At 42.2% G+C, this 16,536-nt stretch carries 12 protein-coding genes; 5 read left to right on the plus strand and 7 right to left on the minus strand.

Annotated features, from left to right (window positions below):
* Positions 1-38: 38 nt before the first annotated feature.
* Complete coding sequence (gene metH / locus FTV41_RS03510) at positions 39-3,728, minus strand: methionine synthase (RefSeq protein ID WP_179996136.1); 3,690 nt, start codon at positions 3,726-3,728, stop codon at positions 39-41.
* A gap of 497 nt (positions 3,729-4,225) precedes the next feature.
* On the opposite strand from metH, the gene FTV41_RS03515 reads away from it, so the two are divergent.
* Entirely contained in the window at positions 4,226-5,842 is a 1,617-nt protein-coding gene (locus tag FTV41_RS03515; RefSeq protein ID WP_167845859.1) for an inorganic phosphate transporter, read from the plus strand.
* 125 nt (positions 5,843-5,967) lie between these two features.
* Here the strand turns inward: FTV41_RS03515 and FTV41_RS03520 are convergent, their stop codons facing one another.
* From FTV41_RS03520 to FTV41_RS03530, 3 genes are all read right to left on the minus strand, one after another.
* A complete protein-coding gene (locus FTV41_RS03520; RefSeq protein WP_131261616.1) occupies positions 5,968-7,515 on the minus strand; it encodes a hypothetical protein in 1,548 nt (515 codons plus the stop codon).
* Positions 7,516-7,723: 208 nt separating this feature from the next.
* The gene (locus tag FTV41_RS03525; RefSeq protein WP_168461374.1) at positions 7,724-7,918 is read right to left on the minus strand and encodes a hypothetical protein; all 195 of its coding nucleotides are present in this window, start codon (positions 7,916-7,918) and stop codon (positions 7,724-7,726) included.
* Positions 7,919-8,083: 165 nt separating this feature from the next.
* The gene (locus tag FTV41_RS03530; RefSeq protein WP_179996137.1) at positions 8,084-8,701 is read right to left on the minus strand and encodes a rhomboid family intramembrane serine protease; all 618 of its coding nucleotides are present in this window, start codon (positions 8,699-8,701) and stop codon (positions 8,084-8,086) included.
* 157 nt (positions 8,702-8,858) lie between these two features.
* Between FTV41_RS03530 and nfuA the strand changes: the two genes are divergently transcribed.
* Positions 8,859-9,497: a Fe-S biogenesis protein NfuA gene (nfuA, locus tag FTV41_RS03535; RefSeq protein WP_096900978.1), complete on the plus strand. Its 639-nt coding sequence runs from the start codon at positions 8,859-8,861 to the stop codon at positions 9,495-9,497.
* A gap of 72 nt (positions 9,498-9,569) precedes the next feature.
* Here the strand turns inward: nfuA and FTV41_RS03540 are convergent, their stop codons facing one another.
* Both FTV41_RS03540 and FTV41_RS03545 read right to left on the minus strand, forming a co-directional pair.
* The gene (locus FTV41_RS03540; RefSeq protein ID WP_179996138.1) at positions 9,570-10,583 is read right to left on the minus strand and encodes a hypothetical protein; all 1,014 of its coding nucleotides are present in this window, start codon (positions 10,581-10,583) and stop codon (positions 9,570-9,572) included.
* Between the two features lie 18 nt (positions 10,584-10,601).
* Positions 10,602-11,663 (minus strand): alpha/beta fold hydrolase, encoded by a 1,062-nt coding sequence (locus FTV41_RS03545; RefSeq protein ID WP_026438298.1) that lies wholly within the window; start codon positions 11,661-11,663, stop codon positions 10,602-10,604.
* A gap of 299 nt (positions 11,664-11,962) precedes the next feature.
* Between FTV41_RS03545 and FTV41_RS03550 the strand changes: the two genes are divergently transcribed.
* A complete protein-coding gene (locus FTV41_RS03550) occupies positions 11,963-12,577 on the plus strand; it encodes a carbonic anhydrase (RefSeq protein WP_004972031.1) in 615 nt (204 codons plus the stop codon).
* A gap of 39 nt (positions 12,578-12,616) precedes the next feature.
* On the opposite strand, the gene FTV41_RS03555 is transcribed toward FTV41_RS03550, so the two are convergent.
* Positions 12,617-13,246 carry an arylesterase gene (locus tag FTV41_RS03555; RefSeq protein WP_004972029.1) on the minus strand — a complete coding sequence of 210 codons (630 nt, stop codon included), beginning with the start codon at positions 13,244-13,246 and terminating at the stop codon, positions 12,617-12,619.
* Between the two features lie 12 nt (positions 13,247-13,258).
* Between FTV41_RS03555 and FTV41_RS03560 the strand changes: the two genes are divergently transcribed.
* A complete protein-coding gene (locus tag FTV41_RS03560; RefSeq protein WP_004972026.1) occupies positions 13,259-14,008 on the plus strand; it encodes an ABC transporter ATP-binding protein in 750 nt (249 codons plus the stop codon).
* A gap of 1 nt (position 14,009) precedes the next feature.
* Complete coding sequence (locus tag FTV41_RS03565) at positions 14,010-16,499, plus strand: ABC transporter permease (RefSeq protein WP_179996139.1); 2,490 nt, start codon at positions 14,010-14,012, stop codon at positions 16,497-16,499.
* Positions 16,500-16,536 lie beyond the last annotated feature (37 nt).

A 16,536-nucleotide genomic window follows, 5' to 3' on the forward strand; every position in this document is an offset into this window, starting at 1 on the left:
CGCATGGGCCGATGTACTACCCAAGCGGCATAAAGCAATTAATTAATCGAATCATCCAAGTTTGGAGCTAACCAACGCTTCGCTTCATCTAAACTCCAGCCTTTACGCTGTGCGTAATCTTCAAGCTGATCTAACGAGATTTTACCTGCGTTAAAGTACTCAGAAGCAGGGTTGGCATAGTAGAAGCCACTCACAGATGAAGGCGGCCACATCGCAAAGCTGCTGGTCAGCTGTGTGCCAATCTTTTCAGTCGAACCTAACCAGTTAAACAGTGTGGCTTTTTCAGAGTGCTCAGGGCACGCAGGATAGCCCGGTGCAGGACGAATCCCTACATATTTCTCTTTAATCAGCTCTTCATTGCTTAGCTGCTCATTCGGCTGATAGCCCCAGAATTCTTTACGAATACGCTCATGCAAATGCTCTGCAAATGCTTCTGCAAAACGGTCACCCAAAGACTGCACCAAAATGGCAGAATAATCATCCCCTTTGGCTTTAAACTCATTGGCCATTTCCTCCGCACCAAAAATCGACACGGTAAAGCCGCCCAAGTAATCTTGCCCTTGCTCTGCAGTTGCAACAAAGTCTGCCAAAGACAAGTTTGGTTTGCCTGTGACTTTGTCAGACTGTTGGCGAATATGATGGAAGGTGTGCGTTACTTGATTACGTGCTGCATCATATACTTGTACTGAATCTGCCGCAGAACGGTTGGCAGGGTAAATCCCAAAGACTGCACGTGCATCAAAGCGATTATTTGCAATAATATCTTTGAGCATGGCTTGCGCTTGGTTATATAAGTCGGTTGCAGCTTCGCCCACCACGTCATCTTCCAAAATTTTCGGGAATTTGCCCGCCAAACTCCAAGAAATAAAGAATGGTGTCCAATCAAAGTATGGCAACAAGGTTTCAAGCGGATAATTAGTCAGCACTTGAGTTCCAATTAAGTTTGGTACTGCAGGCGTATAGTTGTCCCAATCAATTTTCAAACCATTGTCGATGGCTTCTGCATACGACAATTTCGCAGCTTTTGGTTGCTTATTGGCAATACGTTCACGAATTTTAGCGTATTCCGCACGGTGCTCTGCAACAAAAGCAGGTTTCATTTCAGGAGAGAGTAAGGTTGTCGCAACACCAACGGCACGCGAAGCGTCGGCAACGTAAATGACAGCATCGTTTGAGAACTGTGGATCAATTTTAACTGCAGTATGTGCTTTAGATGTGGTTGCGCCACCAATCAACAATGGAATGTTAAAGCCTTTACGCTGCATTTCTTTGGCAACAAAAACCATTTCATCTAAAGATGGGGTAATCAGACCAGACAAGCCAATGATATCGACTTTTTCGTCAATGGCAGTTTGCAGGATTTTTTCTGCAGGTACCATCACACCGAGATCGACAATATCGTATCCATTACAGCCCAAGACTACGCCCACAATATTTTTACCAATGTCGTGAACGTCACCTTTTACCGTTGCCATCAAGACTTTACCTTTAGACTGACCTTCGGTTTTTTCAGCTTCGATGTACGGGTTGAGCCATGCAACGGCTTGTTTCATCACACGGGCAGATTTCACCACTTGTGGCAGGAACATTTTACCTGCACCAAACAAGTCACCGACCACGTTCATGCCATCCATCAACGGGCCTTCAATCACATCTAATGGACGTTTGGCTTTCAGGCGCGCTTCTTCGGTGTCTTCATTAATAAAGGTGGTGATGCCTTTAACTAAAGCGTACTCAAGACGTTTTTCGACAGATTCACTACGCCATTCTAAGTTTTCTTCGGATTTTTGTGCGCCTGATTGACCACGATATTTTTCTGCCACTTCTAGCAGTTTTTCTGTGGCATCCTGACCGCTTTCACCTTGGTTCTGGTTCAGAATAACGGCTTCAACTGCTTCTTTCAGTTCTTTCGGGATGTCATCGTAAATTGCCAACTGACCTGCGTTGACAATCCCCATGGTCATGCCTTGCTGAATAGCGTGATATAGGAATACCGCGTGAATGGCTTCACGTACAGGTTCGTTACCACGGAATGAGAAAGATACGTTCGATACACCGCCTGAAATCATGGCATGCGGCAGGTTTTGTTTAATCCAGCCTGTGGCTTCAATAAAATCGACTGCGTAGTTGTTGTGTTCTTCAATACCTGTCGCAACTGCAAACACGTTCGGGTCAAAAATAATGTCTTCGGCAGGGAAGCCAACATCATTGACCAAAACGTCATAAGAGCGTTTACAAATTTCGCGCTTACGTGCCACAGTATCGGCTTGTCCGACTTCGTCAAAGGCCATAACAATGACAGCTGCGCCGTATTGGCGGCAGAGGCGGGCTTTTTCGACAAACTCGTCATAACCTTCTTTTAAGGAAATAGAGTTGACAATGGCTTTACCTTGTACGCATTTCAAGCCTGCTTCAATGATTTCCCATTTAGAGGAGTCAATCATGATAGGTACGCGAGAAATATCAGGCTCAGATGCCACCAAGTTCAGGAAGTGCACCATCGCACCTTCTGAATCGAGCATGCCTTCATCCATGTTGATGTCGATGATTTGCGCACCGCTTTCTACCTGTTGACGAGCAACATCTAAGGCTTCGGCAAAGTTTTCTTCACGAATTAAACGCAGGAATTTTTTAGAACCTGTGACGTTGGTACGTTCGCCCACGTTTACAAATAAAGAGTCATCATAAATGTTAAATGGTTCTAAACCACTTAAACGGCATGCAGGTTTAATCTCTGGAATTTTACGCGGTGGAATGTCTTTTACCGCATTGTAAATCGCGCGGATATGATCAGGCGTTGTACCACAGCAACCGCCTGTAATATTGATCAAGCCGCTTTCAGCAAATTCTTTGAGGAAAGCTGCGGTTTCTTCAGGCGTTTCATCATAACCACCAAATGCGTTGGGTAAGCCCGCGTTCGGGTGTGCAGAAACAAACACATCGGCAACATCTGAAACGGTTTTAACGTGTGGACGCATGGCATCTGCGCCCAAAGCACAGTTAAAACCAATTGAAAGTAAATCGCCATGACGTACCGAGTTCCAGAAAGCTTCTGCAGTTTGACCCGTTAAGGTACGTCCTGAAGCATCGGTAATGGTACCTGAAATCATCAACGGCAATTCACGCCCGAGCTGTTTAAACACTTCTTTGACCGCAAAAATCGCAGCTTTACAGTTTAAGGTGTCAAATACAGTTTCAATGAGCAGGATATCTGCACCACCTTCAATTAAGGCATGCGCAGCTTCAATATAGTTTTCTTTGAGTGCATCAAAGCTAATGTTACGAAATGCAGGGTCGTTTACATTTGGTGAAATTGAACAGGTACGCGATGTTGGCCCAAGTACACCTGCCACAAAACGTGGTTTGTCTGGTGTTGAATATTTTTCACAGGCAGCTTTGGCTAAACGCGCTGCTTCGCGGTTAATTTCTGGAACCAAATCTTCCATGTGATAGTCAGACATAGAAACGCGTGTGCCGTTAAAGCTGTTGGTTTCAATAATGTCTGCACCCGCATCTAAGTAGGCTTCGTGAATACCCTGAATAATGTGCGGTTGGGTCAGTACCAATAAATCATTGTTGCCTTTGAGGTCATGTGCCCAATCTGCAAAACGCTCACCACGATAATCGGCTTCTTCCAATTGATGGCGTTGAATCATAGTACCCATAGCACCATCGATAATTAAAATTCTTTGGGCAAGAAGCGCTTTCAGGGTGGTAAGCGTGGACATAAAAAACCCTTTATGACTGAATTCGAAATGAGCGCTATTTTAGCAGAGTTCGCACGGCTTTCGTGCACTTGAAGCGACCAGAGAGAGTGGAAGTCGTAAAAATAGTGCATAAAGCAGTATTTTTAGGATTTTGCTGTAGCTTTTGAACCTAAATAAAAGTTGTGATGAGGAACATTCTAATTTTGATTTTACTTTGATGCGTCATCGCTTTGTCATATTGCTCAGGCAAAATTGGCTCACGGTAAATTTTGTCTGAAATTTTAGGCAAATATGACAAAGGTGTAACAATCTAAATTTGAGAGAATGGCATAAGAAAAGTAGGTTTATTTATTCTAAGTGTTTAAATTTAAATGTTAATTTTAATTTTATGCACAAAAAAAACAGCTTAAAGTGTGAAAATAAAGTATGAAAGTTGCTTTATATAACAGCTCTTTGTCATATAATTGTCACAATTTAATTGAACAATAAGGGGATTTTAAATCCTCTTTTCTGCTTGCATGAATTCTAATCCAACTCCTGTAGATTCAGCACACAAGTCGACCACTAAATCGACCAATGTTCATGTGCCTACACCGAAATTTTTTATGCCGGTGTTTTTAACGATCATCGTTTCTACCCTTATTTATATTGGTTTCCAATTGTCTGCGGACTTATCCCACGTGCCTGCGCTAAGCATGTACTCGGTGATTTTATTGGCGACCGCTTTATTCATTGCCTTAGGCTTTGAATTTGTGAATGGTTTCCACGACACAGCTAACGCAGTGGCAACGGTTATTTATACCAATGCCCTGTCTGCACCTGTGGCAGTAATGTGGGCGGGTTTCTGTAACTTCCTTGGGGTGATGGTCGCCAGTGGCGCAGTTGCCTACGGTATTATTGCCTTACTTCCAGTCGAATTGATTATGAATGTCGGTTCAGGCGCAGGCTTTGCCATGGTTTTTGCCATGTTGATTGCCGCGATTGTCTGGAACTTAGGAACGTGGTTTTTCGGTATTCCTGCTTCAAGTTCGCACACTTTAATCGGTTCGATTTTAGGTGTGGGGATTATGAACTACTTGCTGAACTCAGGTGCGGGTGCAAGTGGCGTAGACATGGAACAAGTCATGAAAGTGGGCAAGGCTTTATTGTTCTCGCCACTGATTGGTTTTGCCTTTGCTGCGATTTTGTTCTTCTTGGTGAAAAAAATCTTCAAGAAACAAATGGAGTTGTTCCAGCCACCTGAAGGCAATAAGCCACCACCACCACTGATTCGTGCCATTCTAATTTTTACTTGTACTGGGGTAAGTTTTGCGCATGGTTCAAACGATGGTCAAAAGGGCATGGGTTTAATCATGTTGATTTTGATCGGGATTGTGCCGTTGGCGTACTCGTTAAATAAAGAGTTAGGCCAAAACCACATTCAATCGTTCCAGCAGCTTTCAACGCAAACGGCTGATGTGATTTATCCACAACATGCCGATATGCCAGATGAAAAAGCGCGTCAGATTATTACTAGTTATATTCAGACCAAAGAAATTACTCCTGAAGTCGTGCCTGCTTTGGCAAGCTTAACGGATCATTTGGGTGAGCGTGTGGGTCAATATGGCAACTTGAAAGATGTGCCTGAAGCTGAAGTAGCAGAAATGCGTAATGATATGTATTTAAGCACGACTTCATTCAAGCGTTTAGACAAAGCCAATGCCTTGCCTGAAATGTCGGAAGAACAGAAAAAAGTGGTTAAAAGCTACCGCAGCCATTTAGATTCATTCTTACAATACATTCCAACTTGGGTCAAAGTTGCCGTTGCCTTAGCACTAGGCTTGGGTACGATGGTCGGCTGGAAACGTATTGTGGTGACTGTTGGTGAACGTATCGGTAAGCAGCACATGACTTATGGTCAAGGTATGTCTGCCGAGCTTGTGGCAATGTCAACTATTGCTGCTGCAGATGGTTTGGGGATGCCAGTTTCAACTACACACGTACTGAACAGTGCGGTGGCAGGTACCATGGTGGCAAATAAATCGGGTCTGAATTTCCAAATGGTGCGTACAATTCTTTCGGCTTGGATTTTCACTTTACCTGCGACAATTTGCTTATCGGGTAGCTTGTTCTGGTTGTTCTTAAAAGTGTTTTAATCCATTCAAAACTTTTTGAGTGGTTGAAAAAGCGCTGTGATGATACAGCGCTTTTTTATACCTGCAGATTAGTCTAAAGAAATATTTGCAGGCAAGTTTTTGAATAGATAGATTAGCGGTTTACATTACTTTTTAAATTTTTGGATGACTTTGTCCAGAGGTAATTTATCTGCAGCAAAGCCATAGAGCGCAGCGAAAGGTAGGGCAGTTCGTGCCAAATATGCCACGCGCCACAATCCACCATGGTTCGCACCTTCCATCATCAATTCGAGCGGATGCTCAAGTTTCACTTCAGGATTGGCTGCCGAGTTTGGATTGCGTAAGTCATGAATCCACAATGCCGCCATAATCGCATTGGTGGTTTCAGGGCTAAATGCTTCAACATCAAACAAACTTGCGCCACTAAATGCTGCTTTGAGTAATGGATTTTTGGTCACAGAGTGTGTGGTGGTCGAAGGTGCAATATTGATGCTGACATGCTGTCCTTGATGACGCGCTAAAATTGCACGCCATTGCTGGATGCGTTTTGCTAAAGCATAGTTTGGCCCTTGTTCAACCACCAAACAGTCGGCAATACCATAATGTTGACCATTGTCTGAAGCAATTAAATTATGCAGATTCTTTTGGAAGAAATGACTGCGTGAAATGGTTTCAATACTTTTGGTAAGTAGCTTTTGCCCTTGCGAACGCTGCTGAAACTTCTCTGCCGATGCGCTAATCACTTCTTCAGGAACGGCATAAACATCGGTTGGGGTACACATAAACATAAGGCTGCTATCAGCTTTGTGTTCGCTGACATATTGCATAATCGCATCCATTGCCATCGCAACACGCACGTGTTTTTCACCATCTAAATAGGCAATGGCTGCTAAATCTAGCGTTTGAGGTTTTTGAGCTAACCATTGTGCAATTTCTGGGGTTTGCGTTAGCAGATTTACACCCAACTGTTCTGTTAAAATATCAAGTGGGGTATCTGCCGCGAGTTGTGTTGTACTGGGTGCATATAAGGTGGCATTGCCTTGTTGCACAGTGCTTAAAATTTTATTCCACACACGGCTATTTGGTAAATCGACTGCAATAATATTGGCTTTCCATTTGGCTAACCATGTGAGTGGCCCTGCTTCTGAAGCTGCACCAAATAGCACCATGTTACGGTCAGACAAATCAAACCATTCAGGATGCGCCATTGCAGCATTTAACGCTTCGGCATGACTTGGTTCAATAATGCCTGCTGCTAGCCAAATTGCAATTTGATCTAGTAGAGCTTGACCTTGTAACTTTTGCCCACGATACGGCACATACCATTCGGGTGCTGCTTGGCTGCTGCCTTGTAATTTAAAGGTATGTAAAGTTTCAGTAGGCAAGAGCATGACATCTTTCAGCACATATTTTTGCTCATGACGATAAAACTCAAAACTTTGATGCGCTTTTCTTAAACCATCTTCTGCAATTTGAATTGCGTTAGCTTGTTCACGAATACCATTGGTCACGAGGGCTTTAAAGTATTTTGGATAGTGTTTACGCCAGTTTTTTTCTGCCAAAGCATCGACTGAGCTTTGATGATCGACTGTGGCTAAGGCTTCGGCAATAATTTGTTTGCCCGTGCTTGAGGTGCTGGGTTTATGATTTTCTGGATGAATTGGAAACTGTAAGCCATCGTAAGAAGTGGACATGCAAAAACTCGCAAACTAAATTGAAATTAATATACAGATGTATACATTATCTATGCCAAATTGCGAGTTTGGGTGGCATAAACTACCAAAATTGTATGAATTCTAAAGTAAAATTTGCATAAAAAACCTTCGTGGAAACGAAGGTTTTTAGCGAAGAACTTTTGGAAAAGTAGTAGTTTTTGAAGAAATGGCAGATTGCTTCAGCAAATTAACAGCGTCCTTTTTTAGCCTGACCAGGTGGACAGAAGTCACCATTTGTATGTGGATGGCGGTGCGGAGAATAGCCTTTCGGATAAACGCTCCGATCTGGATCGACCACAATACTCCCTTCAGGGGTATGTACCGCACAGGCGCCTAAACTTAAACTGAGTAATATACTGCTCAGAAGTGCAATTTTTTTCATGCCACACTCCTTTTTTGTTTTATGTGTATTCAGTATAGGCTGAGGCTGGGTTACAGCGTGTTATTGCTTATCAGTATTATTGTGCAAAGAATGATCGGTTTGTTTTGCGTAAAAAGCGACTCAATGCATATACATAGAGCCGCTGTATGCTGCGATGTGAGGTGACTAGAAAGGCAATTGAGCCAATTTATTCAAGAAATGCGGCAAGATGCGAGGCTCAATTAAAATAGTGACAACCACACCATAAGCTGCGCCCCATAAATGCGCACTGTGGTTAATATTAGAATTGCCTCGTTTACCTGACCAAATGCTATATGCCACGTACAGCACTGCAAAAATAATAGCAGGAACTGGAATGAAGAATACAAAAATCAACTTCCATGGCTCAAATAAAATATAGGCAAATAGCACAGCAGATACCGCTCCTGAAGCACCTAAACTGGCCCAGCGATGGTCATTTTTGTGTTTTAAATAACTTGGAATAATTGCCGCAATTAAGCCACCTAAATAGAACAGCACAAAGCCTAAATCATAGACGTATTGGCGATAAAAACTTTCAATAATGCTGCCAAAGAAAAACAGGGTAATCATATTGAACAGCAAATGCGCACCATCGGCATGCACAAAACCATGGGTAATGAAGCGATCATATTGACCACGTTGCATAGCAGGCGGCCAAAAAATCAGACGATTCATTAATTCTTGTTTGGAAAACGCCAACATAGACACAATGACCGTAATAATGATAATGGTCACGGTATGATTAAAAGGTAAATCGAGCATAAACGCCTATTCTTTTACTTGAATTCTGCTGTAATAATGCATCAAAACTGAGTTTGAGTCGAACTTTAGGAATAAATCCGACAATTTTGGTTGATTTTTTTTTATTCCCCCGCATCTTCAGTTAAAATAGCCACTTCAGCTTGAGGAAATTATTGTTATGTCGACTGAGAACAGCAGCACAGCAGTTGTAGATGAAATTCCAAACTTATTGATTACGCCAACTGCTCAAGAGTATTTGAAGGATTTATTGGCAAAGCAAAATACACCGGGTATTGGTGTGCGTGTTTTTGTGGAAAATCCTGGTACACCGCGTGCTGAATGTTGCATGGCTTATAGTGCGCCCGATGAAGTTGTACCTACAGACTACAAACAGGAATATCCAGACTTTCCTGCATTTATTGATACGCCGTCTATTCCGTATTTATTGGATGCCGTAATTGACTACAACAAAGACCGTTTTGGTGGTCAATTGACTTTCCGTGCACCGAACTCAAAAGTGCCACGCGTAGGCCCAGATGCTTCGGTAGAAGAACGCATTACTTATGTTTTACAGTCTGAAATTAACCCAGGTTTAGCAGGGCATGGTGGTAACTGTGCTTTGGTTGAAGTGGTTGAAGATGAAGAACACGGCTTAACTGCAGTATTGAAATTTGGTGGCGGTTGCCAAGGATGTTCAGCGATTGATGTGACTTTAAAGCAAGGTGTTGAAACAACCTTGAAACAACACGTACCTGAATTGATGCGTGTGGTGGATCAGACTGACCACAGTCAATCTGAAGGTGCTTATTTTAAATAAGCTCTAAGCCTCGCTTAAAAATAACCTCCTAAATTTTAGGAGGTTATTTTTATCTGAAATTGTCAACAGACCCTATTCATTCGTTTGTAGATTTAAAATTTGTTGTGTTTTTTCAGAATAATAAAATTTCTCTAAATAATGGCGCGCACGTTGCTTTAAATAGCCTTCAGCGATCATTTTTTGAATGACTGGATTTAACAGTTGTTGTAATTGTTGTTGGACTAGCGCTTCATCAATGTTTAAGTCGTGCAATAACAAGTCAAAAGGGCGCGCCTGATTGCGTACATACCACGCATAAACCCCATCATGCACTTGCTGTTTCAAATAGTCACTTTGGCGTAAATGATCCCAAATTTCATGTCCTAAATTGACAGTTTGGGATAGGTCTTGTACTTCAATATAATTTTTTAAAACGGAAAGTGGCAAGTCTTTAACTTTGTGCCATAAATTGGCTTGGAAGTGATACAGTTTTTCCTCATCAAAATGTTGATTAAGCACCGACTCGCTCATTTGAGTCAGCTTCTGCACATTTTTTTGCAAATAATGCTGAATGGTCTGGTCTAAATTGGTATCGGTAACGCTTTCCAAAACCGATTTACCCATTTTCATAAAACGCGATACGCCAGGCACGCTTTTGGCGATCACCGAATTATCCATATAATCCTGAATGGAATGTTGAATGAGTTGGGTAATCATGGCGGCAAAGGCAGGATTATTCACCACGGCTTTAATCAAACGCTGACGATGTCCACTTTTACTTGCAACATATTGTGCAATTTTGTCGATGGTCAGCACAGGTATCACATCGGCAATTTTACTGCTGTCATTAACAGGGTGTACCAGTGCAAAACGAATATGCTCAGCAATTTGTTCCACTAAAAATGAACTGGCAGGTGTATTTAAAATTTGATGTTGAATCAGTTGATGAATGGCTTCAGATGTCCATAAATCTTGTAAGCTTTGTTTGCGAAACCATTGGTAAAACTGCATAAATTCAGTTTGTACCATTTCACTTTGGTTAAATTCTTGATCTAAAAAATCAAGCTGAGCTTCAATTAGTTGCTCAATGATGGGATGTTTCTGCATGAAGGTTTTATATAATAATTAATTTAGAGGAATCAGTTTATCAGCAAGTGGGTTTTTTAGGTTCTGAGTTTTAGCCAGAAACGGCAAATAATATTGTGCGACTTGTTTTTCAGCTTCCAATAACGGCATGTGTCCAACATTATTAAGAATCACAGGTGTTTCGGCGCGTTTGAGTAAAGATTGTAATTCCTTCGCCACTTCAACATTAATAATGCGATCTTGCTTACCCCATAAAATCAGGGTCGGTGCTTCAATTGATCCTGCTAAACGTGCAAATGAGTCTGGAGTATAAATACGGTTGAGTTTGACAATTTGCTCAATTGCTTTACGGGTTTGTTCTGAGCGAGAAATCAGGACTTCTTCTTGCGCATGTTGAATTTGTGAGGTCATGGCAGGCGGGCTTTGCATGATTTGTTTGGCGACGTCGGCTAAATCGCCATGTTTGCTCACAATTAAGTCATTTAAAGATAATGGATTTTTGGTGTAAGGCGTATTAGCAAGTTTATAAATGCCTGCACTATTGAGTAAAAATAAACTTTGCGTATCAAAAGGATATTGCGAGGCATACACGGTTGCAATTGAGCCGCCTAAAGAATGTCCTGCCACGTGTAAGTTTTCTTCACAGTCAATTGCTTCAATAAATTGACGCAGTTGTGAAGTTACATTCGGAACTGAATTATCAAAATTGCTTGGAGTTTTGGTGTCACCGCTATTGGGTAAATCTGGAATAATCACATGATAATGTGGGGTTAAAAATTGCGCGACACGGTTCCAATTATCACGTGTGCCTGCCAAACCATGAATCAATAAAATTGTGGGTTTGCTGTGCGAGCCACCTTCGTTATAGCTCCAGACGACATCTCCAACACGAATGCTTTTAGAGCTTAGTCCTGCTTGTTTGCGCTGTTGCTGAAAATGATTTTGTAATAGTTTAAGTTCAGTTGCGTTGCTGTTACTGGCGTTATTGTTTTTTGTGAAGGTATATGGATTGGGCGCAGCGCTTTGCACAAGGCAAGATGTACTTAGTCCCAAAGCCAATAAAGTCGTATGTAGATAACGTGATCGAATAAATTTCATCATGAAAACGTCTTCCCCTGACGAACCCAAAACAGGCTCCAATAATGATAGGCACTAGCTCTTAGGTCTAATTGCACAAGTGTATTCTGTCTATTGTAGGCGTTTAAAAATGAAAGTCATCCCTTGCTTTTTTGATCAAAGCTTTGAAATTGGTAGAAAATGTGACCTATCTCAATAAAAAGTGAAAAAATTTATAACAAAAATGAATAAAGAAAAGCGCAGCTGCATATTTTTTTGCAAGTGACATTCATAAAAACTGGCTTTAGAATATCGCAACTTCAAAGATCGGTGGTAAATCAAGAATGCTAACAGCTCAAGAAGCTTTAGAACGTCTTAAACAAGGAAACCAACGTTTTGTTTCTGGTGATACCAGACATCCGAAGCAATTGTCGCACCAACAGCGTGCAGAAATGGCAGAAGACCAAAATCCATTTGCCATTATTTTAGGATGTTCAGATTCACGTGTTCCTGCAGAAATGGTATTTGACCAAGGATTGGGTGATCTTTTTGTAATTCGTGTTGCGGGCAACGTGGTTGCGCCATCACAGGTAGGTAGTGTTGAATTTGCGGCAGAGCGTTATGACTGTGCTGTGGTTGTTGTCTTAGGACACAGTCACTGTGGTGCAATTCAAGCGACAATTGATACTTTAATGTGCCCAGACTGTCCACCATCGGCAAATTTAATGTCGATTGTGAACCGTGTTCGCCCTTCAGTTGAAACCTTAATGCAGACTGAACTGAAAAATGATTTGGCGAAATTGTCTAAGCATGCAGTACGTTCCAATGTATTTGCATCGGTAAATCAATTGCGTCATGGTTCAGCAGTTTTAGAAAACCTGATTGAACAAGGTCAGTTGAAAGTAGTCGGTGCAGAATATTCACTGGAAACAGGTGAAGTGGTTTTTTTTGATTTTTAATCCGAACTGCACAGCAATTAGATTTTCCTCAAAGGCGCTTTATAAAGCGCCTTTGATATATGGATAAGCATTATTTAGCAAAATAGGCTGAGCTTTGGCATTTGGATGAATTAAATCTTTTTGCATCAATTGCTTATTGCCCGCAATACCTTCCATAAAAAATGGCAGTAATTTGACTTTATATTGCTGACTCACCACTTTATAGTTATTTTCAAATGCTTTGCTATACGCCGAGCCGTAATTTGGCGGCATTTTCATCCCAAAAATCACCACTTTCGCTTTGGCTTTTTGGCTATGCTGAATTAAGTTCGCTAAATTTTTTTGAATCATTTGTGGCGGTTGTCCACGCAAGCCATCATTTCCGCCTAACTCAATGACTACAACGTCTGGACGATGGGTCTGCAGCAATTTAGGCAGACGCGCCAAAGCACCACTGGTGGTTTCGCCACTGACACTTGCATTGACCACTTTATGCTGTTTCGGATACTGTTGTTCTAAACGTTTTTGCAATAAGTGAACCCAACCTTGTTGTGGTTGTATGCCGTAACCTGCACTTAAGCTGTCACCTACAATCATAATGGTTTTTGCAGATACCACGAATGGGCTGAAACATAGTCCGAGCAGCAACACACGCGGGAAGACACGACTAGTTAGATTGCGATTTTGCATAATGGGAAACGTATGACTCAAAACACTAAAGAATCTAATATCATGCCACAAACGATTATTTCTGCCCAAAATTTGACACAAAAGATACAACTTGCACAAAAACAATTGACCATTTTTGAGAATTTAAACTTCGATATTCAGGAAGGTGAACAAGTGGCCATTACAGGTCGTTCGGGTTCAGGAAAATCGACCTTATTGGGTATTTTGGCAACATTAGATCAGGCCAGCAGTGGAAAATTGGTGGTATGTGGTGAGTCAATTGCAGAATTAAACGAAGAACAACGTGCAGAAGTTCGTTTAAAGCATATTGGTTTTGTGTTCCAGTCATTTCAGTTATTGCCGCATTTGACGGCACTGGAAAATGTGATGTTGCCACTACGTTTGCAGGAAAAATTTAAATATGCAGAGGCAGAACAAAAAGCCCTCAACTTGCTGAAACGTGTGGGTTTAGAACGACAAGCACAGCAAACGCCGAAAGTGCTTTCGGGAGGTGAGCAACAACGTGTCGCCATTGCACGCGCTTTAATTCGTGAACCTAAAATTATTTTTGCCGATGAACCGACAGGAAACTTGGATGGGGAAACTGCAACTGAAATTGAGCAATTGTTATTTGAATTGAACCGCGAGTTGGGCACAACCTTGGTGTTGGTCACGCACGACCCGAAACTAGCAGCACAATGTCAGCGTCACTATGCCTTAATTGATGGGCAATTGGTTGAGCAATTTGCAGCTAAGCCAACTGCTGCCATAACAGGAGGATGAAATGAACGCATTATTTCATCCGCTGTTAAAGCAGAGTTTTAAAAGCAGTGGTGTATATTTACTGATTATTGCGCTGACTTTAGCGATTAGTGCGACCACGGCCTTAAAGTTTAGCAATGAACAAATTCAAAATGCGGTAGCGTTGCAAGCGGCAGAAATGTTGGCGGGTGATTTAGTCCTGAGTGACAATGAGCCCATTGCGCAAGACTGGCAGGATCAGGCGACTGCACATCAGTTACAACAGTCGCATGTGACTGTATTTAGTTCGATGGCACATACTCAAGCGCAATTTGTGATGGTGAATGTCAAAGCGATTGAGCACAATTTTCCGTTACGTGGTGAATTGAGGGTGAGTCCTGCAGCGGACAAGATTCAATCTGGTGAAATTTGGCTCAGCCAACGTGCCATGGATTTGCTTCACGTTAAACTTGGTGAAACGGTGAATATTGCCGATGCAGCATTTACCGTGACTGCAAAAATTGAACACGATTCTAATCAGGAACTCGGTTTTTCAGGTTTTTCGCCGACAGTGATAATTTCACAGGCCGATGTAGCACGTACCCACGCGATTCAAGTGGGTAGCCGCATAGATTACCGTTTGTTGTTGGCAGGCAGCGCCAAAGATACACAAAATTTTGAGCAGTATTTTAAAACACATACACAACAGCCTGCACAGGCACAGCAAACGGCCAGCCCTGAACAAAACTTTGAAGAACAAAGTAGTTTAAGACTACGCAATGCCAGTGAAGGCAATACTCGCTTAATGCGCCCCATTGCCAATTTAGATACCTTTTTACAGTTAGCGAATATCCTGACCATTTTATTGTGTGGGATTGCGATTGGTTTGACCAGTCAGCGCTATGTGCAACAAAATCAGGATCATATCGCCTTATTACGTTGTATTGGTGCAAGTAAACGACAAATTTTAGCCGCTTATTTGGCTTTGCTTGCTTTGGTCTTAATTATCGCTATGGGCATTGGCAGTATTTTGGGCGTGACGTTGGGCTATGCTTTGTTGCAAATCATGCTGCAACTGATTCCGCACCTGGAAATTCAATTTTCAGCCATGGCAATGTTGCTTGGGCCATTGCCAATCGCCATGCTCACCAGTGCTGTGGTGTTGTTGGGTTTTGTGCTGCCTAATTTATTGCAATTGCTGAATACCGCACCGATTCGCGTGATTCGCCAACAAGACAAAAGCATGCGCGCTTGGTGGTGGATGTTGCTTACAGGGACGCTAAGTCTAATCGTATTTTGTGTGGTCTTGACCGAAAGTTTAGTGCTTAGTACATGGGTGATTGGTGCGATTATTGCGCTGTGCGTATTGCTGTATGGAGTGGTGTGGAGTTTATTAAAATTATTGCGTCATTCTAAAGGCAGACTCGCAGCGTATATTCGTGCGCCTGCTGTCACGGCATTTCAAATTACTGCATTGGCTTTAGGATTAAGTTTAATTACGGTACTTGCAGTGTTGCGTACCGACCTGCTAGATCGTTGGCAGCAGCAATTGCCCGAAGGAACACCCAATCAGTTTGTTTACGGCTTGCCACCGTTTGATATGCCTGAGTTTCAACAACAATTAACGCAGCAGCAGTGGCACAGCACGCCACTTTATCCAAATATACGTGGGCGTTTGGTCGCCAAAAATGATCAACCTTTTGCCGACGCCTTAATTCAGCAAAGCAATACGTTAAGACGCGAACTCAACCTGACACAGTCTGACCGTTATCCTGCCGATAATATCATTGTAAATGGGCAAGCCAATTTCAGTGCAGTGGGACAAGTGTCAGTAGAAGCAGATACGGCTGCCGAGTTGGGCATTCAAATTGGTGATCGACTCAGTTTTAGTTTGCCTGAAGGCATACTTGAAGCCGAAGTGATTAATCTGCGTACGGTGGAGTGGGAAAGCTTTAGTCCAAATTTTTTCTTTATTTTTTCACCGCACACTATGGATGAAAATGCAGGCAGTTATTTGGGCAGTTTCTATGTGCCTGAAGCAGATAAACCGAAACTAATTCAATTGATTCAGCAATTTGCCAACACAGTGTTTATTGATGTCAGCCTAATTTTGGATGAAATTAAACGCATTGTGAATGTGTTGGTGCAGATCATCACCATTTTAGCCATTTTGGTGAGTGTGTCTGGGCTGTTGGTATTAATCGCGTGTTTAAACTTGCTGATGGATGAGCGCAAACGCGAAGTCGCATTACTGCGTTCTTTTGGTAGTTCTAAACAAAAACTCAAACGTATGTTGAGTCTGGAAATCGGTTTTATGGGCTTTATGGCGGGAATAGTGGCGTGTTTATTTGCCGAAGTCATTAGTGCTGTTGCCAGTTACCGCATGGATTTAATGCTGCAACCACATTGGGACATCTGGCTGATTTTGCCTGTATTTATGACCGTGCTGTGTGCCTTGATTGGACGTTATCGTTTAAGTTATTTATGCGATATTCCGCCACTGCAAAGTTTAAGGGAGATGAATCAGTCCTGATTCATCTCTAGTTGATGTTGTTTTACTTGTTGTAAAG

Source organism: Acinetobacter sp. YH16051 (assembly GCF_013417135.1).
Taxonomy (GTDB): domain Bacteria; phylum Pseudomonadota; class Gammaproteobacteria; order Pseudomonadales; family Moraxellaceae; genus Acinetobacter; species Acinetobacter towneri.

What these genes read in the sequence shown, in the direction of transcription:
- metH (WP_179996136.1), bottom strand. Translation starts at nt 3,728, where the DNA reads ATGTCCACGCTTACCACCCTGAAAGCGCTTCTTGCCCAAAGAATTTTA.
- FTV41_RS03515 (WP_167845859.1), top strand. Translation starts at nt 4,226, where the DNA reads ATGAATTCTAATCCAACTCCTGTAGATTCAGCACACAAGTCGACCACT.
- FTV41_RS03520 (WP_131261616.1), bottom strand. Translation starts at nt 7,515, where the DNA reads ATGTCCACTTCTTACGATGGCTTACAGTTTCCAATTCATCCAGAAAAT.
- FTV41_RS03525 (WP_168461374.1), bottom strand. Translation starts at nt 7,918, where the DNA reads ATGAAAAAAATTGCACTTCTGAGCAGTATATTACTCAGTTTAAGTTTA.
- FTV41_RS03530 (WP_179996137.1), bottom strand. Translation starts at nt 8,701, where the DNA reads ATGCTCGATTTACCTTTTAATCATACCGTGACCATTATCATTATTACG.
- nfuA (WP_096900978.1), top strand. Translation starts at nt 8,859, where the DNA reads ATGTCGACTGAGAACAGCAGCACAGCAGTTGTAGATGAAATTCCAAAC.
- FTV41_RS03540 (WP_179996138.1), bottom strand. Translation starts at nt 10,583, where the DNA reads ATGCAGAAACATCCCATCATTGAGCAACTAATTGAAGCTCAGCTTGAT.
- FTV41_RS03545 (WP_026438298.1), bottom strand. Translation starts at nt 11,663, where the DNA reads ATGATGAAATTTATTCGATCACGTTATCTACATACGACTTTATTGGCT.
- FTV41_RS03550 (WP_004972031.1), top strand. Translation starts at nt 11,963, where the DNA reads ATGCTAACAGCTCAAGAAGCTTTAGAACGTCTTAAACAAGGAAACCAA.
- FTV41_RS03555 (WP_004972029.1), bottom strand. Translation starts at nt 13,246, where the DNA reads ATGCAAAATCGCAATCTAACTAGTCGTGTCTTCCCGCGTGTGTTGCTG.
- FTV41_RS03560 (WP_004972026.1), top strand. Translation starts at nt 13,259, where the DNA reads ATGACTCAAAACACTAAAGAATCTAATATCATGCCACAAACGATTATT.
- FTV41_RS03565 (WP_179996139.1), top strand. Translation starts at nt 14,010, where the DNA reads ATGAACGCATTATTTCATCCGCTGTTAAAGCAGAGTTTTAAAAGCAGT.